Raw genomic sequence first — 19,184 nt, 5'->3', positions numbered from 1 at the left:
CCTTGCCTCAGGGCGGGGATGTATATTACGCGGCTGGCGGCCTCTTGACAATCCCTTGATGCGATTTTGCACCGGTCTTCACATCCTGTACACAATATGTGGCATTAGCTTCTATATTTGCTGGTGCTTCTTTGTGTACATACTATATGTAGTGTTTTGCTTGGTAGTGATTCCCTATCCCATTCTATACTTGCTTTTGATTCGTTTCAATTTGCGGCGCCAAGGAGCATATAACGCCGCCAGAAACACTACCGTTGCCACGCCATGGGTCACATCGAATGGCAGAGCGGTTGCATATACCAGTAGGATTCCGGCGAAGCCGCTTGCTTGCGCGTGATAGAAGCTGAGGATGCTCCATGCGTTCAAGATGAAGCCGTATATGAGGCAGGAAACGAATCCGTATATATAGATGATTACAACATGTTGCTCAATCAAAGGCTGTTTGCGCGAACTGCGGCCTTCCCCGCATTCGGCAAGCCTTGAGTTGTCGGTGCTTTTAGAGGCTTTTGCTGGGATTGCCGCCAAAAGCCCCGCTCCGTAGCCCACAAGGCCCCATGCGTACATTTGCCATGGGGTCCATGGGCCTTGCCCGAAGAAAAAGTTCGATGCCAGTGCAGCCAATGCGCCCACCATGAACCCGCTTTTCCGGCCGAATACCACGCCGGCTATGATGGCAATAGCGCTAACCGGCTTGAAATCTGGGATGGGGGCGAACAGGATTCGCCCTGCTGCGGCGAGCGCGGCAAGGACCACCGTCGGCATGATGTCGCGTAGACGCGGTGTCGAAGATTCGTATGTTGCAAAGAACACGCCGAGCGATGCGAGAACGACCACCAGCGACAGAAGCGCCGTTTGGTCGGCGTTCGCGAGCGTGCATGCCACCAGGATTGCAGGCGTTGCGCAGATTGATAGCGTTTCCAGAGCGATTCGGCCTTTTGCGCGATGATCGCGATTTTGTCGAAATGGCTGGTTTTGACCCGCGGCGTCCGGAACCTTCATGTCGCGGCTATTGAGCTCCGCGACTTTCGATGCGTTTTGCGAAGCGCTTCGATCGGGAATGCGCCGCTCGCCGCGACCTGAGCTTTGAGGCTTTTGTCCGGTAGCGCAGGCCTCCCCTGGTTCCCTACTCGTCATGAGTTACACCGTCTTCCGTGATTTGCCCGAAAAAGCGGCATACCGAATTCGGACGGTAGATGAGGTTGTGTTCGAAAAAGTCCTGAACAGGCTCTGTGCAGGCAAGTTCTCCGTCGAAGAGCATGGAGACCTCATCGGCCGTGGCGAACGCGAAGTCCAGATCGTGCGTAACCAAGACAATGGTTTTGCCCTCCGCCGCCAACGCCTTCACGATGCGCGAAAGATCGGCGGACGATGCGGGATCGAGACCCTTTGTAGGCTCATCAAGGAACAGCAATCGAGGCTGCGCAAGCAATAGCTTGGCAATCGCAAGCTTTTGCTGCTGGCCGCCGGATAAGTCGAACGGATGGCGGTTCAGCTGGTCGAACAAGCCGAAACGCTGCGCCATAACATGCGCGGCTTGCTCGTCGTAGTCGCAACGCGAAGCCCATTCCATAAGCTCCTCGCGCACGGAATCGCATACTAGAAGCGCCTTGGGATCTTGCGGCAGCAATGCCTGAGATGCCGCTAGCTTATTGTCAATGCGACCGCGTTGCGGCGTCAGAACACCGGCAAGACAGCGCAAAAGCGTGGTTTTGCCGCATCCGTTGCCACCCACAAGCGCATGAACACTGCCCTGCCGAACGCGAAACTCCACCCCTCGAAGGACCCAAGGCGCATGGCGATCGAAGCGAAAATGCACATCACTGGCGGCCAACACCGCGTCAACATCTGCGAGTTGAGCATATCGGCTGCTGAAGTAAGGCGACAATGCGGCTTTTGCGCACTCGAACGTGCCGACCAGGCCGGGGTCGCTTAAGTCGATACGCTGAGTCACGTACGGCTGAACGTCCTCTGGCGAATGCGTGGCCATGACGACGGTGATGTCGAGCTCACGGTTCACGCGGGAAAGCATGAACAGGAACTGCTTAACAGCGTTGGGGTCGAGCTGAGCAGTCGGCTCGTCGAGCAGCAGCAGCCTGGGGCGCAGCGCGAGCACGGCAGCCAGGTTGACAAGCTGCTTTTGACCTCCCGAAAGGTCTTCGGTTTTCGACCTGATCCACGGCTCGATGCCGAAGAAGTGAGCGACCTCAGCGATGCGACGACGCATCTGGTCGGGTTCGATACCTAGGTTCTCCAGGCCGAACGCCAGCTCGTGCCAAACGGTATCGCACACGATCTGCGCCGCGGGATCTTGCATGACATAACCGATAAGCTGGGCGGATTCCAACGGGGTTATCGAGCTTGCGGCGGAATCCACGGGTTGATCAGCCTGATGACCTGCAGCGCAACTAGCCTTGTGCGGCTTCAAGGCACGACCGAGCACGAAGATGTCGCCCGATGATTCGCCAACCGGGGCGAGCTCGGGTTTGAGGGAGCGCAAAAGGGTGGTCTTTCCCGAACCGGTAGCTCCAACGAGAACGCAAAACGCTCCCTGCTCGATGCTAAGGCTCACATTGTTCAAGACCGCACGTGATTCGCAGCAATCGCCCTCCTCGGGAGGATAAGCGAACGAATAACCGCACACCTGCACTGCGGGAACAGGAGATTCTTCGGTTGCGTCGGCGGCGCTATCGAAGCAAAAACGATTTTGAGGATTCATCGGCACGACCTCCAACGCCACCAATCCAAGACGGATAAGGCAACCGGGAACAGCATGAACAGGGCATACGGCGCAAAATGCCACCAGGAACCGATGGCTTTCATGGTCGGATAGAACACATATCCCGATAATTCGACCAGCGCGCAAGCCACTGAAGCTGCGATCAAGACAAGCAGACACGCAAGCGCGCAAACATCGGCGCGCCCGATACGGAATCGGCGATACGACGTGCGTTTTGCGCCGCAATTATAGCCGCGGGCGCGCATGGCATCGCTACGTTCAAGGGAATCCTCCATTCCCCAACCCATGAGCACGTTCACCACACGCAAACGAGCTGCGGCTTTTTCGCGCTTGGTTTGCGCCGTCGCGGCGCTGGCAGCGTTTTGCACAGCCAAAACCGCGCGCCCGCGTGAAACGAATTGGGGCACCAGGCGCAACACCTGCGACACCATCAGAGTGACGACGGGAAGCAGACGTCCGAACAGCATCATAGTGCGTTGGCTATCCAGGCAAGCCGAATAGGAAGCGAACCACAGGAACACGGCGGCGAACATGCCACCCGAGCATAAGCCGTAGATGACCGCCTCGGCATATACGGCTCGCGACCCGATACGGAACAGCTCGGTAGAGCCCGATGCTACGAATAACGGGTTCGCCGCCGCCACGATAAGGCAGAGGGGAACGACCCATCTCAGCGAAAGCAAGGTTGCACGCCTGCCGCGACACACCGCAGAGCACGCTAACGCCCCCGCAAGGGACAAGGCCACGTAGACGGGATGCATGCATCCCATGCTCAGCGCTAGCGCGCACGCGATGAAGGCAAAGGGGACGATTGGGTGATAAGTATGGAACACGCAAGTCATATAAGGTATCTCAGCTCCACGGAAGAGACAGGGGCGCACCCCCTGTGGCCGGGGGCGCGTTCATGCGGCGGTCATCTCAGCTTGATGGAAAAAGGCCGGGGCGCACCCCGGCCTTGCATTCTCGAACAACGGCTTCCCTAGCCGGTCACATAGTACCAGACGACCACGTCGCCGTTGGAGAGCACATAGTTGGTGCACGCCGTCATGGGCGTGCTGCCGTTGACGGAGTACATCCAGCCGGAGGTTCCGCCGTGCTCTTTTTCGGCAAGCCCGCCGATAGCGGCAACGTAGGTTCCGTACGTAGTGCTGCGTGCGTTGACCGACAAGCCGAGAGCGCACAGCGCATCGTAGGGCGTGGCGCCCGCATTGAACGAGTACGACCCGCTGGCGGAAACCGGATTGCCGACAGCGCTGCTGGAAACCGAGACCGATACGGTGACGACGTTCGCCGCAGAAGGCTGCTGGCCACCGGAGCCGGTAGTTTGCGATTCGGAATCGCCCGACGGCGAGGCGGAAGGCTGGGAGCCGCCGCCCGCGGTGGTGTCGGAATCCACAGCGCCGCCGTTACCGTTAGCGGCTGAATCCGAATCAGCGTTTTGCCCGGCAGCGGAACCCGATTCGCCGTTCTGCTCGGATGAATCGGATTCTGCTTTCGAATGCGCTTCCGATTCGGCGCTTGCTTCGGCCTTGCCGGTGACCTTCGTTGCCGTCACGCGGCCCTGCTCCGTGGTTTGCGCCTCCTGAGCAGACGACTGCGCAGGCGATCCGTCTTGCCCCCCGAAGCCGCCCGTAAGGGCAAAAGCGCCCACGGAAACGAGCAGCACCGATGCGGCCAAAAGCGCGATGATGCCGCCTTTGACCTTCGGGGAGAGACGGGAAGCAGAGCCTGAATGCAGCTGCTGCTCAGGGGGCGTCGAACCCGCAGTCAAAGCCGCCGCTTCCGCCGAGCTGCGACGGGCAGCATCGCCCGCCGCAGCCGTTTCATCATGAGCAGCTTCGTTAATAATCTCGGACATGGCAGCCTCCTACTTGATGCCGCTCTGGCGACGTTTGGCAAGCAGCCACCAGACACCCGCACCGACGATACCCGCAACGCCCAAGCCGAGGACCGCGTAGGGCCAAATGGGACCGCGAGAGCCATTGTCGTTTTCGGTAGTATTGGAGGAATCAGAGCTGTTGGCAGTGGCAGCATGTTGCTCCGTGGCGCCGTTAGCATTCGCGGAAGAGGACACCTCCTGGCGTGCCGAAACGCTTGCCGACACGCTATCGGTCTGCTGCGCAGCACCGCCCGCTGCCGCAGGCAAAGCTGCAGGGGCGACCACCCCGACAACCGTCGGCTGCGTGCCGAGATCGGAACCGGGAGCCGAATCTGGGTTGGGATTAGGCTGCGGTGCAGGGCCAGGCTGAGGCGCGGGAGCAGGATCGGGCGCGGGCGAAGGCTTCACGCCGCCGCCGACCAGCTTGAACAGCGTGCCGGAGTCGTTGATGTAGTATAGGTTGCCCTCGGCATCGCAGATGACCGGGGAGTCGCAATAGTTGTTGAAGCCCTTGGCATCGTACGCCAACGTGGCCTGCGCGTCACCGACCTTATAGCGATACACGCCGCCGCCCGAGGTGTAGTTCACCCAGTCGCCGGATTCGCCATAGTTCACCGTGAAGTACACGTACGTTTCGCCATTTTGCGTGGACACAAGCGGTGCCGCCTTGATTCCGCCATACCCCTTGACCCCAGGCAGCAGAGCACCATCAGCTTGGGTGACGAGCGTGGACTCCAAGCTCTTCAGATCGACGATCGCAAGCGCCGCGGCGCCGCTTTCCACCTCGCCGCCGACATACATGGTGCTGCCGTTGACGGTAGGCATGCTCGCACATCCGGAAAGACCCAGGTCGACGACCTTGGTTTCCTTAAGAGAGCCCTGTTCGTCGATCGCAAGCACATGCAGCTTGCCATCGCGGGACATCACGTACAGGGTTTTGCCGTCAGCCGACGCCACGCACGAGGAATTCACCAACGCGCCAAGGGAAACCGTGCTGATAACGGAACCTGCACCGCTCAGCGCCTCGACGGTACCGGCGCTGGTTGCCACGACCGTGTAGCCGCCGACGTTAACGGCGCTGCCCCAGTAATATCCTTCGCCAGCGTTGTTGTGCCGCCATACCACTGCACCCGTTAGGATATTGATGCAGGTGAGGAAGCCGTTATCGTAGGTACCGGCGACGAAATCCACGTCGCACGTGCCCACATACGCATAGTTGCCGTTGACCGTGATCGCGGAGTTAGACTGCGCCGAATCGCTGAGCTTGTCGGTGACCCATACGGTTGTCAGGCTGTCGGCCGTAAGGGCCTGCACAGCACCGCCGTCAAGCGGGACCATGATCACGCCCTGAGCGTAAACGGGGCGCGTGGTGTAGCCGATGGAGGAAACAAGGTTAGCCTGCGCAACCACTTCGCCCGTAGACGAATCGATCTTGAGCAAGCGGTTGTTTACGGCAAGGTACACGAAACCGTTTACGATGACGGGTTCGCTGGCGTTGGCGTATTGCGCGCTGGAGTATTGCTTGTAGTCGAGCGTCCAGTCCGACTTCATATAGTCGGTCGGAGTTGCCGCTGTGGTGGGACGAGACTGGTCGCCAGCCCAATCCGCCTTCCAATCGGGGCGAGGCGCGGAGGGGTCGATCGTCACCTCGTCGAGGTTCGGAAGCACGTTCGTTCCATGCACCCAGGAAATGGTGTCGCCGGATTTGAGCGTAAGTCCAGCTGCGCTGTTGATGGCCTTCCCGTTGATCAGGCAATTCCATCCACCTTTGAGCGTAACGCCAGATGGCGAGGTTATGGAAATGAGATCCCAAACAGAACCCTGTTCGAATAGCTCGCAATCAAGTTCGCACTCTTTAAAGAAGCTCAAGCAGATATCGTCAAAGGATGCGGTTGCCAGCTCGTTGCGCGAACGCTGCGCCCAGCGTTCGGCCTTGCCGTTGCTGTCCCGACCGATAACCTCGACCGTGACGTTCATCTGCCCGGGCATGGTGCCATTGGAGCCGTAGACCCAGCTGACCTTGTCGCCGGCATGAAGAACGCAGCCATCGGCACCGACGTTCGCATATTCGCCATTGATGAACAGCTGCCAGTATTTGTTGGTTTTCTGGTCATAGCCGAGCGTGAGGCTCTTATCGAACGGCGAGGTAATGGTGCTGAGATAGAAACCGCATGCCGAATCTTGGATATCGGCCACCAAGCCCGCCTGTTTGAACAGGGCGCGCGTCAAATCTGCCGCAGTGGACCCGTCGGACACATCGATGGTGGTCGGCTGTGCCCAGATCTGCTGGTTTCCGTCAGCGTCCTGGCCAACAACCTCACACGACACCGAAAGGGCATCCGTAGGCGCCGATTCGCCATAGGCGCTGTAGGCCCATTGAATGCTGTCGCCCTCTTCGAGGACGTAACCGCCCGCGCCAACCGAAGAGGCCTTGCCGTTGATGAACAGCTGCCAGTATTTGCCGGTCTTCGAATCCCAGCCAAGCGTGAGGCCCTTATCGAACGGCGAAGCGATAGTGTTGAGAGCCCAACCCCAGCTGCCATTGGGGTTGTAGTCCGCTTTCAATCCGGTTTGGCGGAACAGCTCCTCGGACAGATCGGCCGCGGTGGCCCCGTTTGCAAGCGTGAGGTTCTGCGCGGCTGCCCATGTTTGCCGATTGCCCTGAGCATCAGCGCCGATTACGGAGCACGTAGCGCTGACCTGCGGATTCACGATACCGCTGGTGCCGGTAACCGTAATGGTCGCGGTGACTTCCTGGTTCGCCAGCTTCGCGTAGGCCTGATTGTCGGGGAAGCGCTCGGCATAGCGGGCGTACTTCTGGCTGGACAGACTCGAGGTAATGGCGATCTTCGTGTTGTACTCAGGCTGCGTGACCTGCAGGTTCTCGTGGGAGACGACGGCCTGGTTGCTGGACTTGAACGTGCGCCAGCCCTGCGTGCCCATGCTGTCGTAGCCCGGCAGATCCACCGGCACGATGCCCAGCGCAGTTGCGTCGGTGGTGCTGCGATCGTAGCTCCAAGCCAGGTTGCCGTCGGCATCGAGATAGGCCTTCTGGAACGCATGCAGATTGCCCGTAACGGCCTTGGCGTCTTGGCCGTTCAGGATGGCGGCGGCGTAGCCCGCCTTTGCCTGCTCCATAAGGGCAAGCTCGGCGTCCACGTTTGCCTGGTCAAGCGGCTTGACCTTGTAATCAAGCGTTTTGCTTGCCGTAATCTCGGGGTTCGACTTGTCGGTAACCGTCAACGTGATGCCGGTTGCCGCCGCAGATTCCCCCGGCTGCGGCTGGTAAACCGTGCCCTTGTAACCATTGAACGAGACATGGTCGGTGCTGGCGGAATATTCGATCTTGTAGTATTTGCCGTCCACATCGAGCGTGCGCGTGGTGGGCATCTGCAGATCATCGGAAAGCCCGTCCTTGTCGGCAACGGAGCTTCCGCCGGAATACTTCACGTTATCGTACGTGAAGCCGGCATCAACCTTCTTTTGCAGAGCGGCCTTTTCGACAGCAACCTTGTCCGGGTCGCCCTTGACCGTGATATCGAAGGCGTGGGCGCCCGTAACGCTGGTGCTATCGCCGCCGGCGTTGCTGAGCAGCTTGACGGTTGCGGTCAGCGTGACCTGACGGTCCGACGCGGTGCGCGTGACGGCGCCGGCATAATCGCTCCACCCGTAACCGCTGATCTTCACCTGGTCGCTGGAGCTTTCCCACGTGACCTCGTATTTATTGGCGGAGCCGGCACGATACGGAAGTGTGACCTTGCCGGTAACGGCGTCGGCGTTGTCGCCGTTGGAATAGCCGATGGTCAGCTGCTGGGCAACGTTATCCAGGCGCTGCTGAAGCATGTCCTCGTTCCAGGGAATAAGGACGCTGCCCGGAGCATAACTGGCGGTTTCGCCATCCTTGGAAAGGGTGAACGAGACCGTTGCCGTGCGCAGGCCATCGAAGTTGTAGCCCGAATACTCGTTCGGGTCCATGTCGAAGAACGTGATGTTGCCGTTGGTGTCGTCGTCAGCGGCGGAAACGCCGACCGTCGCCTTGTCGCTCGTGGAGACGAACTGGACGGAGTCCACCTTGACGGTAACGCCCTGGAAGCCCAGCTCGGCGATCTTCGCCTCAAGCACGCTGTTGAGGTTGGTGTCATTTCCGTATACGGGCGCAGGCTTGACGTTTTTATCGGACAGCTTCTGCACCGCCGCATCGACCGAATCGCGATCGATGACCTTGTTGGCGAACACGGTTTCCACGTGGGAGGAACCGCTTGTCGCGACAACCTTCAGGTACTTGCCGGCAGCCGCGGCGGGCACGGTGATGTTTGCGCCTTCCACGCCTTCGAGCTGGGTGAACTGCCCGTCGGCCGTATCGGCGGCAAACCACGAGAAGGCGACGCCATCGTCGACCTTCACGCCGTTGATGGTGTTCGAATCGGCTCGCTTGGACTGAGCCTCTGCCGTCACGGCGTCGCCGGTGACGAGATGGGTGGTGGAGCTGATGGCCTGCGGCGTGGTGATCACGCGCAGCAGATTGTACTCGCCCGCTGGGGCAACCGTGGTGCCCGACACCCACTCGACCGTGTTGTCCAGGGAGCACGCCGTGACTTTAAGGGATTTGCCCGCGAGCGAGGCGCCTATGGTCAGCCTGCCGTCGGAAGAAACGCCGGCCGTGACCTGCTGCCAATCGTCATCTTCTCCGCCTTTGGCGTACCAGACATAGGTGAGCTTGGCGTCATCAGGCGCGTTTTCGTTGTAATAGCCGCTGGAAACCTTCGCCTGAGGCGTGATGGTACGACCGACCTGCAAGATGGCGGTCGACACGTCCTTGATTTCAACGGAGGAAAGCGTGTACTGGCCCGCAATGGTAACGGGACCGATAGGGTTGACGGACGTGGTGCCGCTGCCATAAGAAGAGGGCTTTTGCGTGCTGACCACCGCGCCATCGCTGACGGCCTTCACGCGGATGTACTTGCCCACCATGGCATCGGAGACCGTGTACGTGGGCTGGTCGGCCGCATCCTGGATATCCTTGAAGTCGGAATCGGACGTGGACTTGGCGTCAGCGTACTGCCACTGATAATGCACCTTATCGGTCGGGGAAACCTTGGAGTAGCTGCTGGTGTAAGCGGCAGCCGTGAGCACGACGCCCACTTTTGCGGAGCCAGTGACCTCGACATGGTGAAGCGCCACCGCACCCGCTTCGACCACGGGGCCGCGGGTTGCCTTCTCTTCGCCGAAACCGCCGTCAGCGCGGACCTGGATATATTTGCCCAGGTAGGCGTCCGTCACCGTGAAAGTGTTGCCTTGCGCGCCTTCGATCTTGTTGTTGCAGGAGTTTGAGCTATCGCCGTAGTACCAGGACCATACGACGCGGGCGTTGTCGGACACATCGCCAGACGCAGTCGCTGCGGTTGCCGTAAGGGTGTCGCCGACATTGACTTTGCCGGTAGAGTCCTCGAACTGCACCTTGGTGACGTTGATGGAACCGGCGGCAGCGATGACGCTCGTGGCGCGCGTGGCGTATTTGCTGTTGCCGATCTTCGAGGAAACGAAGCATTTGACGTATTTGCCCTGAAGCGCGTCGGTCAGCGCGAGCGTTTCCTGCGTTTCGCCGGGAATATCCGTGTAGGACCCGTTTTTCGAGTCGCTCTGCTGCCATTGGTAGTTCAGCTTGGAGGCTTCGATGAACGAAGACGCGCCCTTCTCCTTGGCAAGCGCCCTAACCGTGTCGCCCACGCAATAGACGTAGGAGCCGGATTCGGAACCGGCAGGGGCAAGGAGAGCGCTGTAGATGTCAACGGCACCGGCCTGCTTGAAGGGCCCCACATAGCTGGTGGAGTAACCGCCGTACGCAACATCGTTCGCACCGGCGTTGGCGGACACGGTTACGTAGCATCCTTCCAGGCCGTCATCGACGGAAAGGGTGTTGCTGTTCTGGCCTTCGATGGTTTCCCATGTTGCCGAGTATGAGGGGGCAGAGGTTCCCTTGTACTTCTTCCACGTATACGTGACTTTTGAGTCGTCGACGTACGTAGGGCTATAGCTTGAACCGGTGTATGCCTTCGCCGTAAGCGTTGCACCGATCTCGGTGGAGGAAGCCTTCAGCTCCACACCCGCCAGCTTAACGGCACCGGCAGACATAACGGCTTCGGAGGTGGTGGCGGACTGCTCGTTCACGCCTGCGCTTGCCGTTACCTTGATGTATTTGCCCTGGTATTCGGGCGTTAGCGCAAGGGTGCTAGCCGTTTGGCCTTCAATAACCGCGAACGTCCCGTATTTCGAGTCGGAATAACTCCAAGTATAGGAAACGTCGATGTCATCAGTCACCTGTGTGGAATAGCTGGTGAAGGCGGTAGCAGCAAGCGTATCGCCAACGGCAGGGGCGCTGGAGCTGAGCGTTACCTTGTAGAGCTGCGCCTGACCGGCGGACAAGACGGGACCGGGGATCTCATTGGCGTTCACGCCCGATCCGTAACTTTTCGCTGGACCGTAGTAGTCCTTGCCATCAGCCGTTACCTTGCAGATGAAGTATTTGCCGGCCATTTCGGACGTGACGGTAAGGCTTTGCGACTGCCCGACCAGCTCGGTGTAGTCGGAAATCGACGCCGAGTTCTTGGTGCCGGCCATCCAGGCATACGTCCACGTGCCGGGGTTGGAAACGGAGTATTCCTCCCAGTCCTCTTCGTCATAGACATTTGCCCACAGGGTATCGCCCGCGGAAAGGGAACCCGACTTCGTGGAGTAGCTATTGTCCTTGTCCTTAGCGTCCTGGATATAGACCTTCGCGCTTGAAGACAGGGTTGCGTCAGCCTGAGCTGCAGCACCATCGCCATCAGATAACGTGTCGGCAAGGTTCTCATCTGCGGAAACGCTTGCTTGTGCGGCTTCAGGCTTGGTGGATGCCGCAGGCGTTTCGGGCTGGGCGGAGGCGGCTTGCTCGGAATCGGATGCTGCCGCGTCGGGGGAACCGGATGCGGTCTGACCGGGCGCAGACGAAGCAACGGACTCGGGGCTTTCCGCGTTTCGATCTTGCGCCAGAGCGCCATCAAGCTCCTGCGACTGCTCCTGCGCGCTGGATACCGCTGCATCCTGCGTTTCGGCAAGCGCCGCAGAGGGCGTCATGGACACCGCAAGCGTTACTGCTAAGAATGTTGAGAACACGCGCCGAATAGGTGATGTCGCAGACCGCTGTGCTGCGGTCTTCACACCAGAGGGCGCGGACGAGCCTGCTTGGCCGCAGGTTTGCCCGACGCTTTGCGCGCGTTCGGACGATTCGCCGATGGTCATCGGAACCTCTCTTCCAGGGCTTCGTGCGATGGATGGGCATTCCGACTTCGCCTCATCTGAACGGCCCGCATGCCTGCGGCGGTGCTTGTCGGCGAGCCTGCGCAAAAGCCAAGCCGCCAACCCGTTCATCAGCGTATACGGTTCCTGGTAGAGCGCGGGATTCGCACCCGCATTCCCCCAAGCGGCCAAGTCCTTTCCCCAGTCGCCCGCGCCGTGCCCGGCGCAACCATCTGTGCCAATTTTCGAATATGTGATTTTACCACGTCTGAGCTGGAATTAGCCGAGCTTTCGACAGGGGGCGGTAAGGAGTCGCACATGGCTGCACGATGGAGGATTTGCGCGGTCGACTTGACTCACTGCCTATAATCGTGCGGGAACAGACGATGCGGCAGCAGCGCTTGATCGGAAGGCAAAGCATGGGCGAATTCAACGACAAGGTGTATGAGACGGTGCGGCGAGTGCCGCGCGGGAAGGTTGTTTCGTATGGGCAGGTGGCACGGCTGATCGGTCAGCCTCGCAAGGCGCGATTCGTCGGGTATGCCATGCACGGGAATCCCGACCCGTGGGATTGCGCGGCTCAAACGGGGATTCCTTGCCACCGCGTGGTGTTCAAGGATGGCTCGCTTGCACCGGGCTTCGCGTTCGGCGGGCCCGACGAACAACGGGCAAGGCTTACTGCGGAGGGCGTGACGTTCTTGGACGACGGGCGCGTCGACATGCGGGAGCGCCAATGGGACGGCCGGAGCGGCGAGGGCGCGAACGGCGGCGAAACGGCTGAGGAGCCAACTGCGCCGCCGATCGATTTCGATTGGGCCGCTGAGCTGGGCGAATAAGCAGCTGGTTCTGAGCCAGCTTTTATGGCAGCTTCCCTATTTGCGTTGCAAGCCTTCCACCAGGGCGCTGGCTACGCGCAGGCCGTCGCAGGCTGCAGACATAATGCCGCCTGCATAGCCCGCGCCTTCGCCGCAGGGGTAGAGGCCGGTTTCGGGCTCGAGAGCGGCAACGTCGGCGGATTGCCTGTTGGCGGCTGCTGAGGATTCCGGGGCCGCCTGAGTCTTGGCGCGGGCCTGGTCCTGCGTACCGCTCGAAGCGGGCGCCGGGGCCAGCTGCGCCGTGCTCAAGACTTCGTCCTGCACGCAGTCCGAAACGGACGCTGCGGCCAGCTGCGCCTGCATGTTCTTGCCGCGCACGATGCGGACGGGGCTTGAGCTGCGGGTTTCCACGCCGGTGAGCACCGCCTGCGGATCAGCGAAGCCGTGCAGGCGGCGGTCGAGTTGCGGAAGGGCCTGCTCCATGGCGCGCGCCACGAATGGGGGAAGGCACTCATGCAGGTCGCACCATGCGACGCCGCGCGCGTAGGTGGGCTTCACCTGCTTGCTCGGGCCGCCGGCGCGATGCGCCAGGAAGTCGCCGACGGTTTGCGCAGGCGCCTGATACGGTTCGCCGCCGGCGGCAACAGCGGTTCGGTAGGCAGCCTGCTCCATCTCGCGCTGCAGATTGATACCCGCAAGCGGGTCTTCGCCGTCGAAATCCTCGGGGCCTACGCCGACCAGCAGCGCGCTGTTGGCGTTTTGCCCGTCGCGCGCGAAGCGGCTCATGCCGTTGACCACCACGCCTTCCGGCTCGCTGGCGGCACACACCACTTCCCCACCTGGGCACATGCAGAACGTGTACACGCCACGGCCCTGCTCTTCGCCTTTTTGCGGGCGCAAATGCATCGACAGCTTGTAGTCGGCGGCGCCGAGCGCCGGATGGTCGGCGGCCTTCCCGTACTGCGAGCGGTTGATGAGCTGCTGGGGGTGCTCGATGCGCACGCCCACGGAGAACGGCTTCTGCTCCATGCGCACGCCCGCGTCGCGCACGAGCTCGAACGTGTCGCGGGCAGAATGACCGCACGCCAGCACCACGCGGCTTGCGGGAATCGACTCTGCGACGGATTCGGGTTGGGTGGCAAATCTGGTGATTTCGGCTTGGGTTAGGCGGCCGTTTTCGAAATGCAGGGCTGTGAGCTGGGTGTTGAAGTGCACTTCGCCGCCGGCTTGCTCGATCTGCTTGCGGATGTTGCGCACGATATCTACGAGCAGGTCGGTGCCGATGTGGGGTTTTGCCTGCCACAGGATCTCCTCGGGCGCGCCCGCTTCCACGAACAGATGCAGGACGTGCTGCGCCCAGGGGCTTTTGATGTTCGTGGTCAGCTTACCATCCGAGAACGTTCCCGCCCCGCCTTCGCCGTACTGGATATTGGTGTGCGGATCGAGCGGCTCGCCGGCGTTGAAGGCGTCGACCGCCGCCATGCGCTCGTCGACCGCCGCGCCGCGCTCGACCACAAGCGGGCGCAAACCGGCGCGCGCCAGGTAGAGCGCGCAAAACAGGCCGGCCGGGCCGGTGCCCACCACGATGGGGCGGGGTTCGTCCTGCGCCTGGCGCGAAGCGCCGACTTGCGGAACCTGCAGCGGCTCGTAGGGGCGATGCGCCTTCACGTTCGCAGCACCTTTGCGGTGCGCGGCGGCTTCGACAGCCGCAGCTTCGGCCTTGGCGCCGCCTGCCAGCTCCACGCCAAGCGTAGCCACGAAGTGGACGTCGTGCTTTTTGCGCGCGTCGACGCTGCGCTTGAGCAAGCGGATCTCGGTTATATCGCTCGGCGGGATGTTGAGCGCTCGGGCCGCGGCGCGGCGCACGAGCTTTTCAGCTTGCTTGCCTTCGAGCCCGGCATCGAGCGGAAGGGCGAGGTTTGAGATCTCAAGCATGGTTTCCTCCGAGCTATCGATTACGATGACGGGCATTACGAGCGGCGTCCCCACCGCGTTGGTTGCGGGATTTGCCGCGTTCGTTCCGATGGGGGTGACGCGGGCGCTGCGGCTTGCCTGCACGGAAAGAAGAGCGGGAACCACCGCTGCAGGCAGATGCTTGCGGGTTGCCCGGCCGCGACGCGACTTGCGGGCGGGAGTCGCGACCCGAGAAGGAACGGGCGCCATCAGCGCAGGCGAGCGTTTGCGAGCAGCCTGAACGCATCGCACCCTGCGAGCGGGAACCATTGTCCGAAGAGGGACGGATAGAACCGGTGCAATCCGGTGACCGCTTATCACTCGGACGCGATTTTGCATCCGCAGGGGCGCCACTGCGCTGCTTGTGCGCTTTGCCGCTCGAGACTTCTTCCCCTCGTGCAACGCAATCAGCTGCAGCACGGCCGGCGAGCATGCCGCTTGACCAGGCCCAATGCAGGTTAAAGCCACCGCAGGGCGCATCGATGTCGAGCGCCTCGCCCGTGACGAACAGGCCCGGCACGTCAAGCACCTCGCAGGTTGCGGGGCTGAACCGCTCCACAGGGAAGCCGCCGCGGCGTACCTGGCACTGACGCTCATCGCCGATGCCCTCAACCGTCAGACGCATTCCTTTGAGCATGTTGCAAAGCTGGGGAACCATCTCTTGTGTAAACCGGTCACCGGTCCGCAAGCCTGCCTTGCGGAGGGCAGCGACGGACACCGCAGGCAGCAGCAAGCCCTCCAGGAAGCGATCGAGCGTAAGCGGACCGCCCAGCAGCTTCTGCATCCTCTTGCGACGCGTCATCATGAAGCGCTCCATGTCCTGCGGAGGGATGTCAGGCAGGAAGTCGACGACCAAGTCGTCGCCGGGTTGCGCAAATCGCGACAGGTTGAACACCGACACGCCGGAGACCCCGTAGTCGCGGAACAGCAGCTCACCGCGCTCGCTTGCAATACGCTGCCCGCCGCGCTCGAGATGCACGGTCCCGCGCACGCGGATGTTGTTAAGCTGCCGCGTAAGCTTCGCGCTTTGCGCATCGACGCGCAAAGGCCCCAGCACTGGCTGCATGTCCGAGCAAATCAGCGGCTTCGGCAGCTCGATGCCGCTTGCCGCACACCCGCCGATGGCCACGATGACCGCCGCCGCATGCGCAATTGTCTTGTCGGCGAAGCGGATGTTGAAGCAACCCGCGCCGTCTGGGGCGGGCGCGTCAACGCGCAGGGCACGCTTATCAGTTTGCACATCGACGCCCAGCTCGGCGGCAGTGGAGCGCAGCACATCCAGCACGCTGGTGGCTTTGTTCGCCATGGGATATAACCGACCTTCGGACTCCTCGCGCGTCACGAGGCCCATATCGGCGAAACGTTCAAGCGCGGGATTCGCCTCAAGAGTTCGCATGCTGGTTTTGCCACGTTCCGCGACGTAGGCGCGTTGCAGATGCATAAGCGCCTGCTCCACAAAAGCCTGATTGCGATACGCATCAGCGCTGATGCAGGCGTTTGAGATGTTGCAGCGGCCGTTGCCGGTTGCCAAGATGGAGCGGCCGACGCGCTCGGGGTCGGCCTCGAACAGGGCCACGTGCGCCACAGCGCCCGCCTGGCACAGCGCAAGCGATGCCTCCACAGCCGCCATCAGGCCCGATGCGCCGCCGCCTATGATTGCGATAGTTTCCATACCCGCCATTATAAGGCGAAGCCCGCACGCCGGCGCCGGGCAAGCCCGCGCTTCAAGGGATACCCGCATTGCGCGCGCGTGCGCCCTCACGCGCCGCGCAAAAGCCTCCTGAGCGCAACAAGCCGGCCGCGAAAGCGACCGGCTTGCAAGGCATTCCCAACACGAACAGGGGCCCATCCCCTGCTCACGCGCTACAAGTTCGCGTTCCTACGCCTTCTTGCGGGTGAAGACGCTTTTCTCGGGCAGCTCGTGGATGTCCGCACGCAGCTCCTCGTCGATGTTGCCGTCGTAGACGTAATGCTGCGTCTCCTTGCCCACCATGCCGGCGCACAGCAGCACCATAAGGATGTTGGGCAACGCCATGAGCGCGTTGGAGATATCAGTTGCCGTCCAAGCCACGTCGCCGACGCCCACGCCGCCCAAAAAGCCCATGCAGATGTAGAAGCCCAGGTACAGCGGCACCCAGCGGCGGCCGAACAGGTACAGGGTAACGCGCTCGCCGTAGTAGCTCCAGCCGATGATGGTGGAATAGGCGAAGCACAGGATGCCCAGCATGAGGATGGGCGCGCCCACATAGGGGATGGTGGCGAACACGGCGTTGGCAAGCGTGGCGCCGTTGGTAACGCCGGCATCCTGGATGAGCGTGGGGTGGGCGCACAGCGACGAGACGATGACCAAGGCGGTCACAAAGCAGATGACTACCGTGCACCAAAACGGGCCCGTCATGGACACGAGCGCCTGGCGCGCAGGGTTTTTCGACTCGGCGGCGGCGCTGATGAGCGGGGCCGTGCCCAAGCCCGCCTCGTTGGAGAACAGGCCGCGCGCGCAGCCGAACTGCAGCGCCACGATGATGCCGCTGCCCACCGCACCGCCGAATGCCGCGCGAGGGGTGAAGGCGCATTCGAAGATCAACCTGAACGACTCGCCGATGAACGCCCAGTTGCAAACGAGGATATAGGCGCAGCCCAAGATGTACGCGATGCCCATGATGGGCACGAACTTCTCGCAGATGTTGGAGATGGTTCCCAAGCCGCCCATGATGATGAGCAGGGCGCTACCGCACACGATTGCGGCGACGATCCAGGGCTCCACGCCGAAGTTCGCCTGCGCAACCGAGGTGATGGCGCTGGTCTGCACGGCCGATCCAACTCCGAAGATGGTGAGGCACGCCATGACGGCGAACCAGATGGCCATGAACTTCGCCCACCACGGCACGGTGCCGTCGGGACGCTTGTAGCGCTGCTCCCACACATGCATGGCGCCGCCCATCATGTGGCCCTGGCGATCCTTTACGCGGTACTTCATTGCCGCGTAGACCTCGGTGTACTTCGTTGCCATGCCCAGGATGCCGGTAAGCCACATCCACAGCACCGCGCCCGGGCCGCCGGAGAGCACCGCCGTGGCCACGCCGACGATGGAGCCCGTTCCCAGCGTGGAGGCAAGCGAGGTGGCCATGGCGCCGAAGTTGCTGACGTCGCCCTGAGCGCCGTTGTCCTTCGTGATGGAAAGCTTGAGGGCCAAGGGCAGTTTGCGCTGGATGCCCTTGGTGCGGATGGTGGTGTAGATATGGCAACCCAACAGCAAGATGATCATAGGCGGCCCCCAAACGGCGGCGTCTATGCTGTCGAGCACTTCGATGTAGTTCATGCAAAACCTCGTAGCCTTAAAGATGAATCCCTTCAGGGACGCGAACGGCTTATTATAGAGCCGCCTTCGCCCCAGGCGGCTAAAGTCTCGGCGAAAAAGCGTATTGCGCAGCGCTTTGGCAGGAAAGCAAGCCCTCCGACAACGGCTTCCTATAACCGTTCGCCATATGTCGGCCCCCAAAACGCGGAAAACATCCATAGTCCAAACGGTTGCGAAGCCATGGCGGCGCAGCTAAACTAGGTGCCATTGAATTCTGTTTCAGGGCGAGGTGAAAATCCTCACTGGCGGTAACCGGATACGCGCGGCGGCAAGCCGCAGCCAAGCCGGAAGTCCGCGACCCTGTGCGTCAAGCGGCGGCAAGCTGCATGCACGCAAGGCTGACCTGGTGCAACTCCAGGACCAACGGTCAAAGTCCGGATGGAAGAGGCAGAGTTCGCGAAACGCACCGCACGGCGCAGCATTGCCGGGCGGGAAGTTGTTGAGCGAATACAAGCCCGTATGGAAGGAATTCATACGGGCTTGTCTCTTTTTCGCGAAGCTTGAGAGCAAAACCCGTGGGAAGAAGGCTTCGCGGGAAGAAGGTTCAACCATGTCTCAGGCAACCGCCACAAACGCAACCATCAAGAACACAAACCGTTGGTCGACGCGTCAGCTGGTCACCATGGCCCTTATGTGCGCCATCGCCGCGCTGCTGTCGTTCGTGCAGATCCCCATCCTGCCCGCAGCGCCGTTTTTGACCTACGACCCCTCGCTCATGCCCGCCATGGTGTGCGGCTTCGCCTTCGGCCCGGGTGCCGGCTTCGCCGTGGGCGCCGTCGCCGCCATCATCCACAGCCTGATGCTCGGCGAATGGGTGGGCGGCCTCATGAACATCTGCGCCACGCTGTTCTTTGTGGTGCCCGCCGCCGCCATCTACGCCCATAAGCACACGTTCGCCGGCGCCATCATCGGCCTGCTGGTCGGCTGTGTGATCGCCACCATCGGTGCCGTCGCCGCGAACCTGACGATCGGCGTGTGGTTCTGGTACGGCAGCGCCGACGTCATCATGCCGCTCATCCTGCCCGCAGTGCTCCCGTTCAACCTGATCAAGACCGTGCTGAACAGCGCGCTGACCCTGCTGGTGTACAAGGCCGTCTCCAACCTGATCACCCCGAAGAAGGACCAGGTCAAGGGTCGCTAAACACACGTGTCCCCAACCGTGCCGCC

At 61.5% G+C, this 19,184-nt stretch carries 10 protein-coding genes and 1 riboswitch; of the genes, 2 read left to right on the top strand and 8 right to left on the bottom strand.

Annotated features, from left to right (window positions below; all coding sequences use genetic code 11):
• Positions 1 to 174 precede the first annotated feature (174 nt).
• The 5 genes from DW178_RS09530 to DW178_RS09510 form a co-directional block, all read right to left on the bottom strand.
• On the bottom strand, positions 175 to 1,134 hold the full coding sequence (locus tag DW178_RS09530; protein WP_286168641.1) for an ECF transporter S component: 960 nt from the start codon (positions 1,132 to 1,134) through the stop codon (positions 175 to 177).
• Positions 1,124 to 2,716 carry an ABC transporter ATP-binding protein gene (locus DW178_RS09525; protein WP_118350926.1) on the bottom strand — a complete coding sequence of 531 codons (1,593 nt, stop codon included), beginning with the start codon at positions 2,714 to 2,716 and terminating at the stop codon, positions 1,124 to 1,126. Before DW178_RS09525 ends, DW178_RS09530 begins: the two co-directional genes overlap by 11 nt.
• Positions 2,713 to 3,420 (bottom strand): energy-coupling factor transporter transmembrane component T, encoded by a 708-nt coding sequence (locus DW178_RS09520; RefSeq protein WP_286168639.1) that lies wholly within the window; start codon positions 3,418 to 3,420, stop codon positions 2,713 to 2,715. Before DW178_RS09520 ends, DW178_RS09525 begins: the two co-directional genes overlap by 4 nt.
• A 296-nt stretch (positions 3,421 to 3,716) precedes the next feature.
• Entirely contained in the window at positions 3,717 to 4,595 is an 879-nt protein-coding gene (locus DW178_RS09515; RefSeq protein WP_118350924.1) for a DUF4430 domain-containing protein, read from the bottom strand.
• Between the two features lie 9 nt (positions 4,596 to 4,604).
• On the bottom strand, positions 4,605 to 11,894 hold the full coding sequence (locus tag DW178_RS09510) for a DUF4430 domain-containing protein (protein ID WP_158574164.1): 7,290 nt from the start codon (positions 11,892 to 11,894) through the stop codon (positions 4,605 to 4,607).
• Between the two features lie 416 nt (positions 11,895 to 12,310).
• On the opposite strand from DW178_RS09510, the gene DW178_RS09505 reads away from it, so the two are divergent.
• On the top strand, positions 12,311 to 12,727 hold the full coding sequence (locus tag DW178_RS09505; protein WP_118350934.1) for an MGMT family protein: 417 nt from the start codon (positions 12,311 to 12,313) through the stop codon (positions 12,725 to 12,727).
• 36 nt (positions 12,728 to 12,763) lie between these two features.
• Here DW178_RS09505 and DW178_RS09500 read toward each other — a convergent pair whose 3' ends face one another.
• The 3 genes from DW178_RS09500 to DW178_RS09490 form a co-directional block, all read right to left on the bottom strand.
• The gene (locus DW178_RS09500) at positions 12,764 to 14,641 is read right to left on the bottom strand and encodes an NAD(P)/FAD-dependent oxidoreductase (RefSeq protein WP_118350932.1); all 1,878 of its coding nucleotides are present in this window, start codon (positions 14,639 to 14,641) and stop codon (positions 12,764 to 12,766) included.
• Between the two features lie 13 nt (positions 14,642 to 14,654).
• Positions 14,655 to 16,331 carry an aminoacetone oxidase family FAD-binding enzyme gene (locus DW178_RS09495; protein WP_286168637.1) on the bottom strand — a complete coding sequence of 559 codons (1,677 nt, stop codon included), beginning with the start codon at positions 16,329 to 16,331 and terminating at the stop codon, positions 14,655 to 14,657.
• 207 nt (positions 16,332 to 16,538) lie between these two features.
• A complete protein-coding gene (locus tag DW178_RS09490) occupies positions 16,539 to 17,978 on the bottom strand; it encodes an alanine/glycine:cation symporter family protein (RefSeq protein WP_118350921.1) in 1,440 nt (479 codons plus the stop codon).
• Between the two features lie 250 nt (positions 17,979 to 18,228).
• A riboswitch (FMN riboswitch) is annotated at positions 18,229 to 18,411 on the top strand.
• 156 nt (positions 18,412 to 18,567) lie between these two features.
• On the opposite strand from DW178_RS09490, the gene DW178_RS09485 reads away from it, so the two are divergent.
• Positions 18,568 to 19,158, top strand: a complete 591-nt coding sequence (locus DW178_RS09485) for an ECF transporter S component (RefSeq protein ID WP_118350920.1) — start codon at positions 18,568 to 18,570, stop codon at positions 19,156 to 19,158.
• The last annotated feature ends 26 nt before the right edge of the window (positions 19,159 to 19,184 follow it).

The sequence above is a fragment of the Eggerthella sp. AM16-19 genome (assembly GCF_003474385.1).
Classification (GTDB): domain Bacteria; phylum Actinomycetota; class Coriobacteriia; order Coriobacteriales; family Eggerthellaceae; genus Senegalimassilia.
The sequence above is the reverse complement of the archived record's forward strand: the minus strand, read 5'-3'. Positions and strand labels throughout refer to the sequence as shown.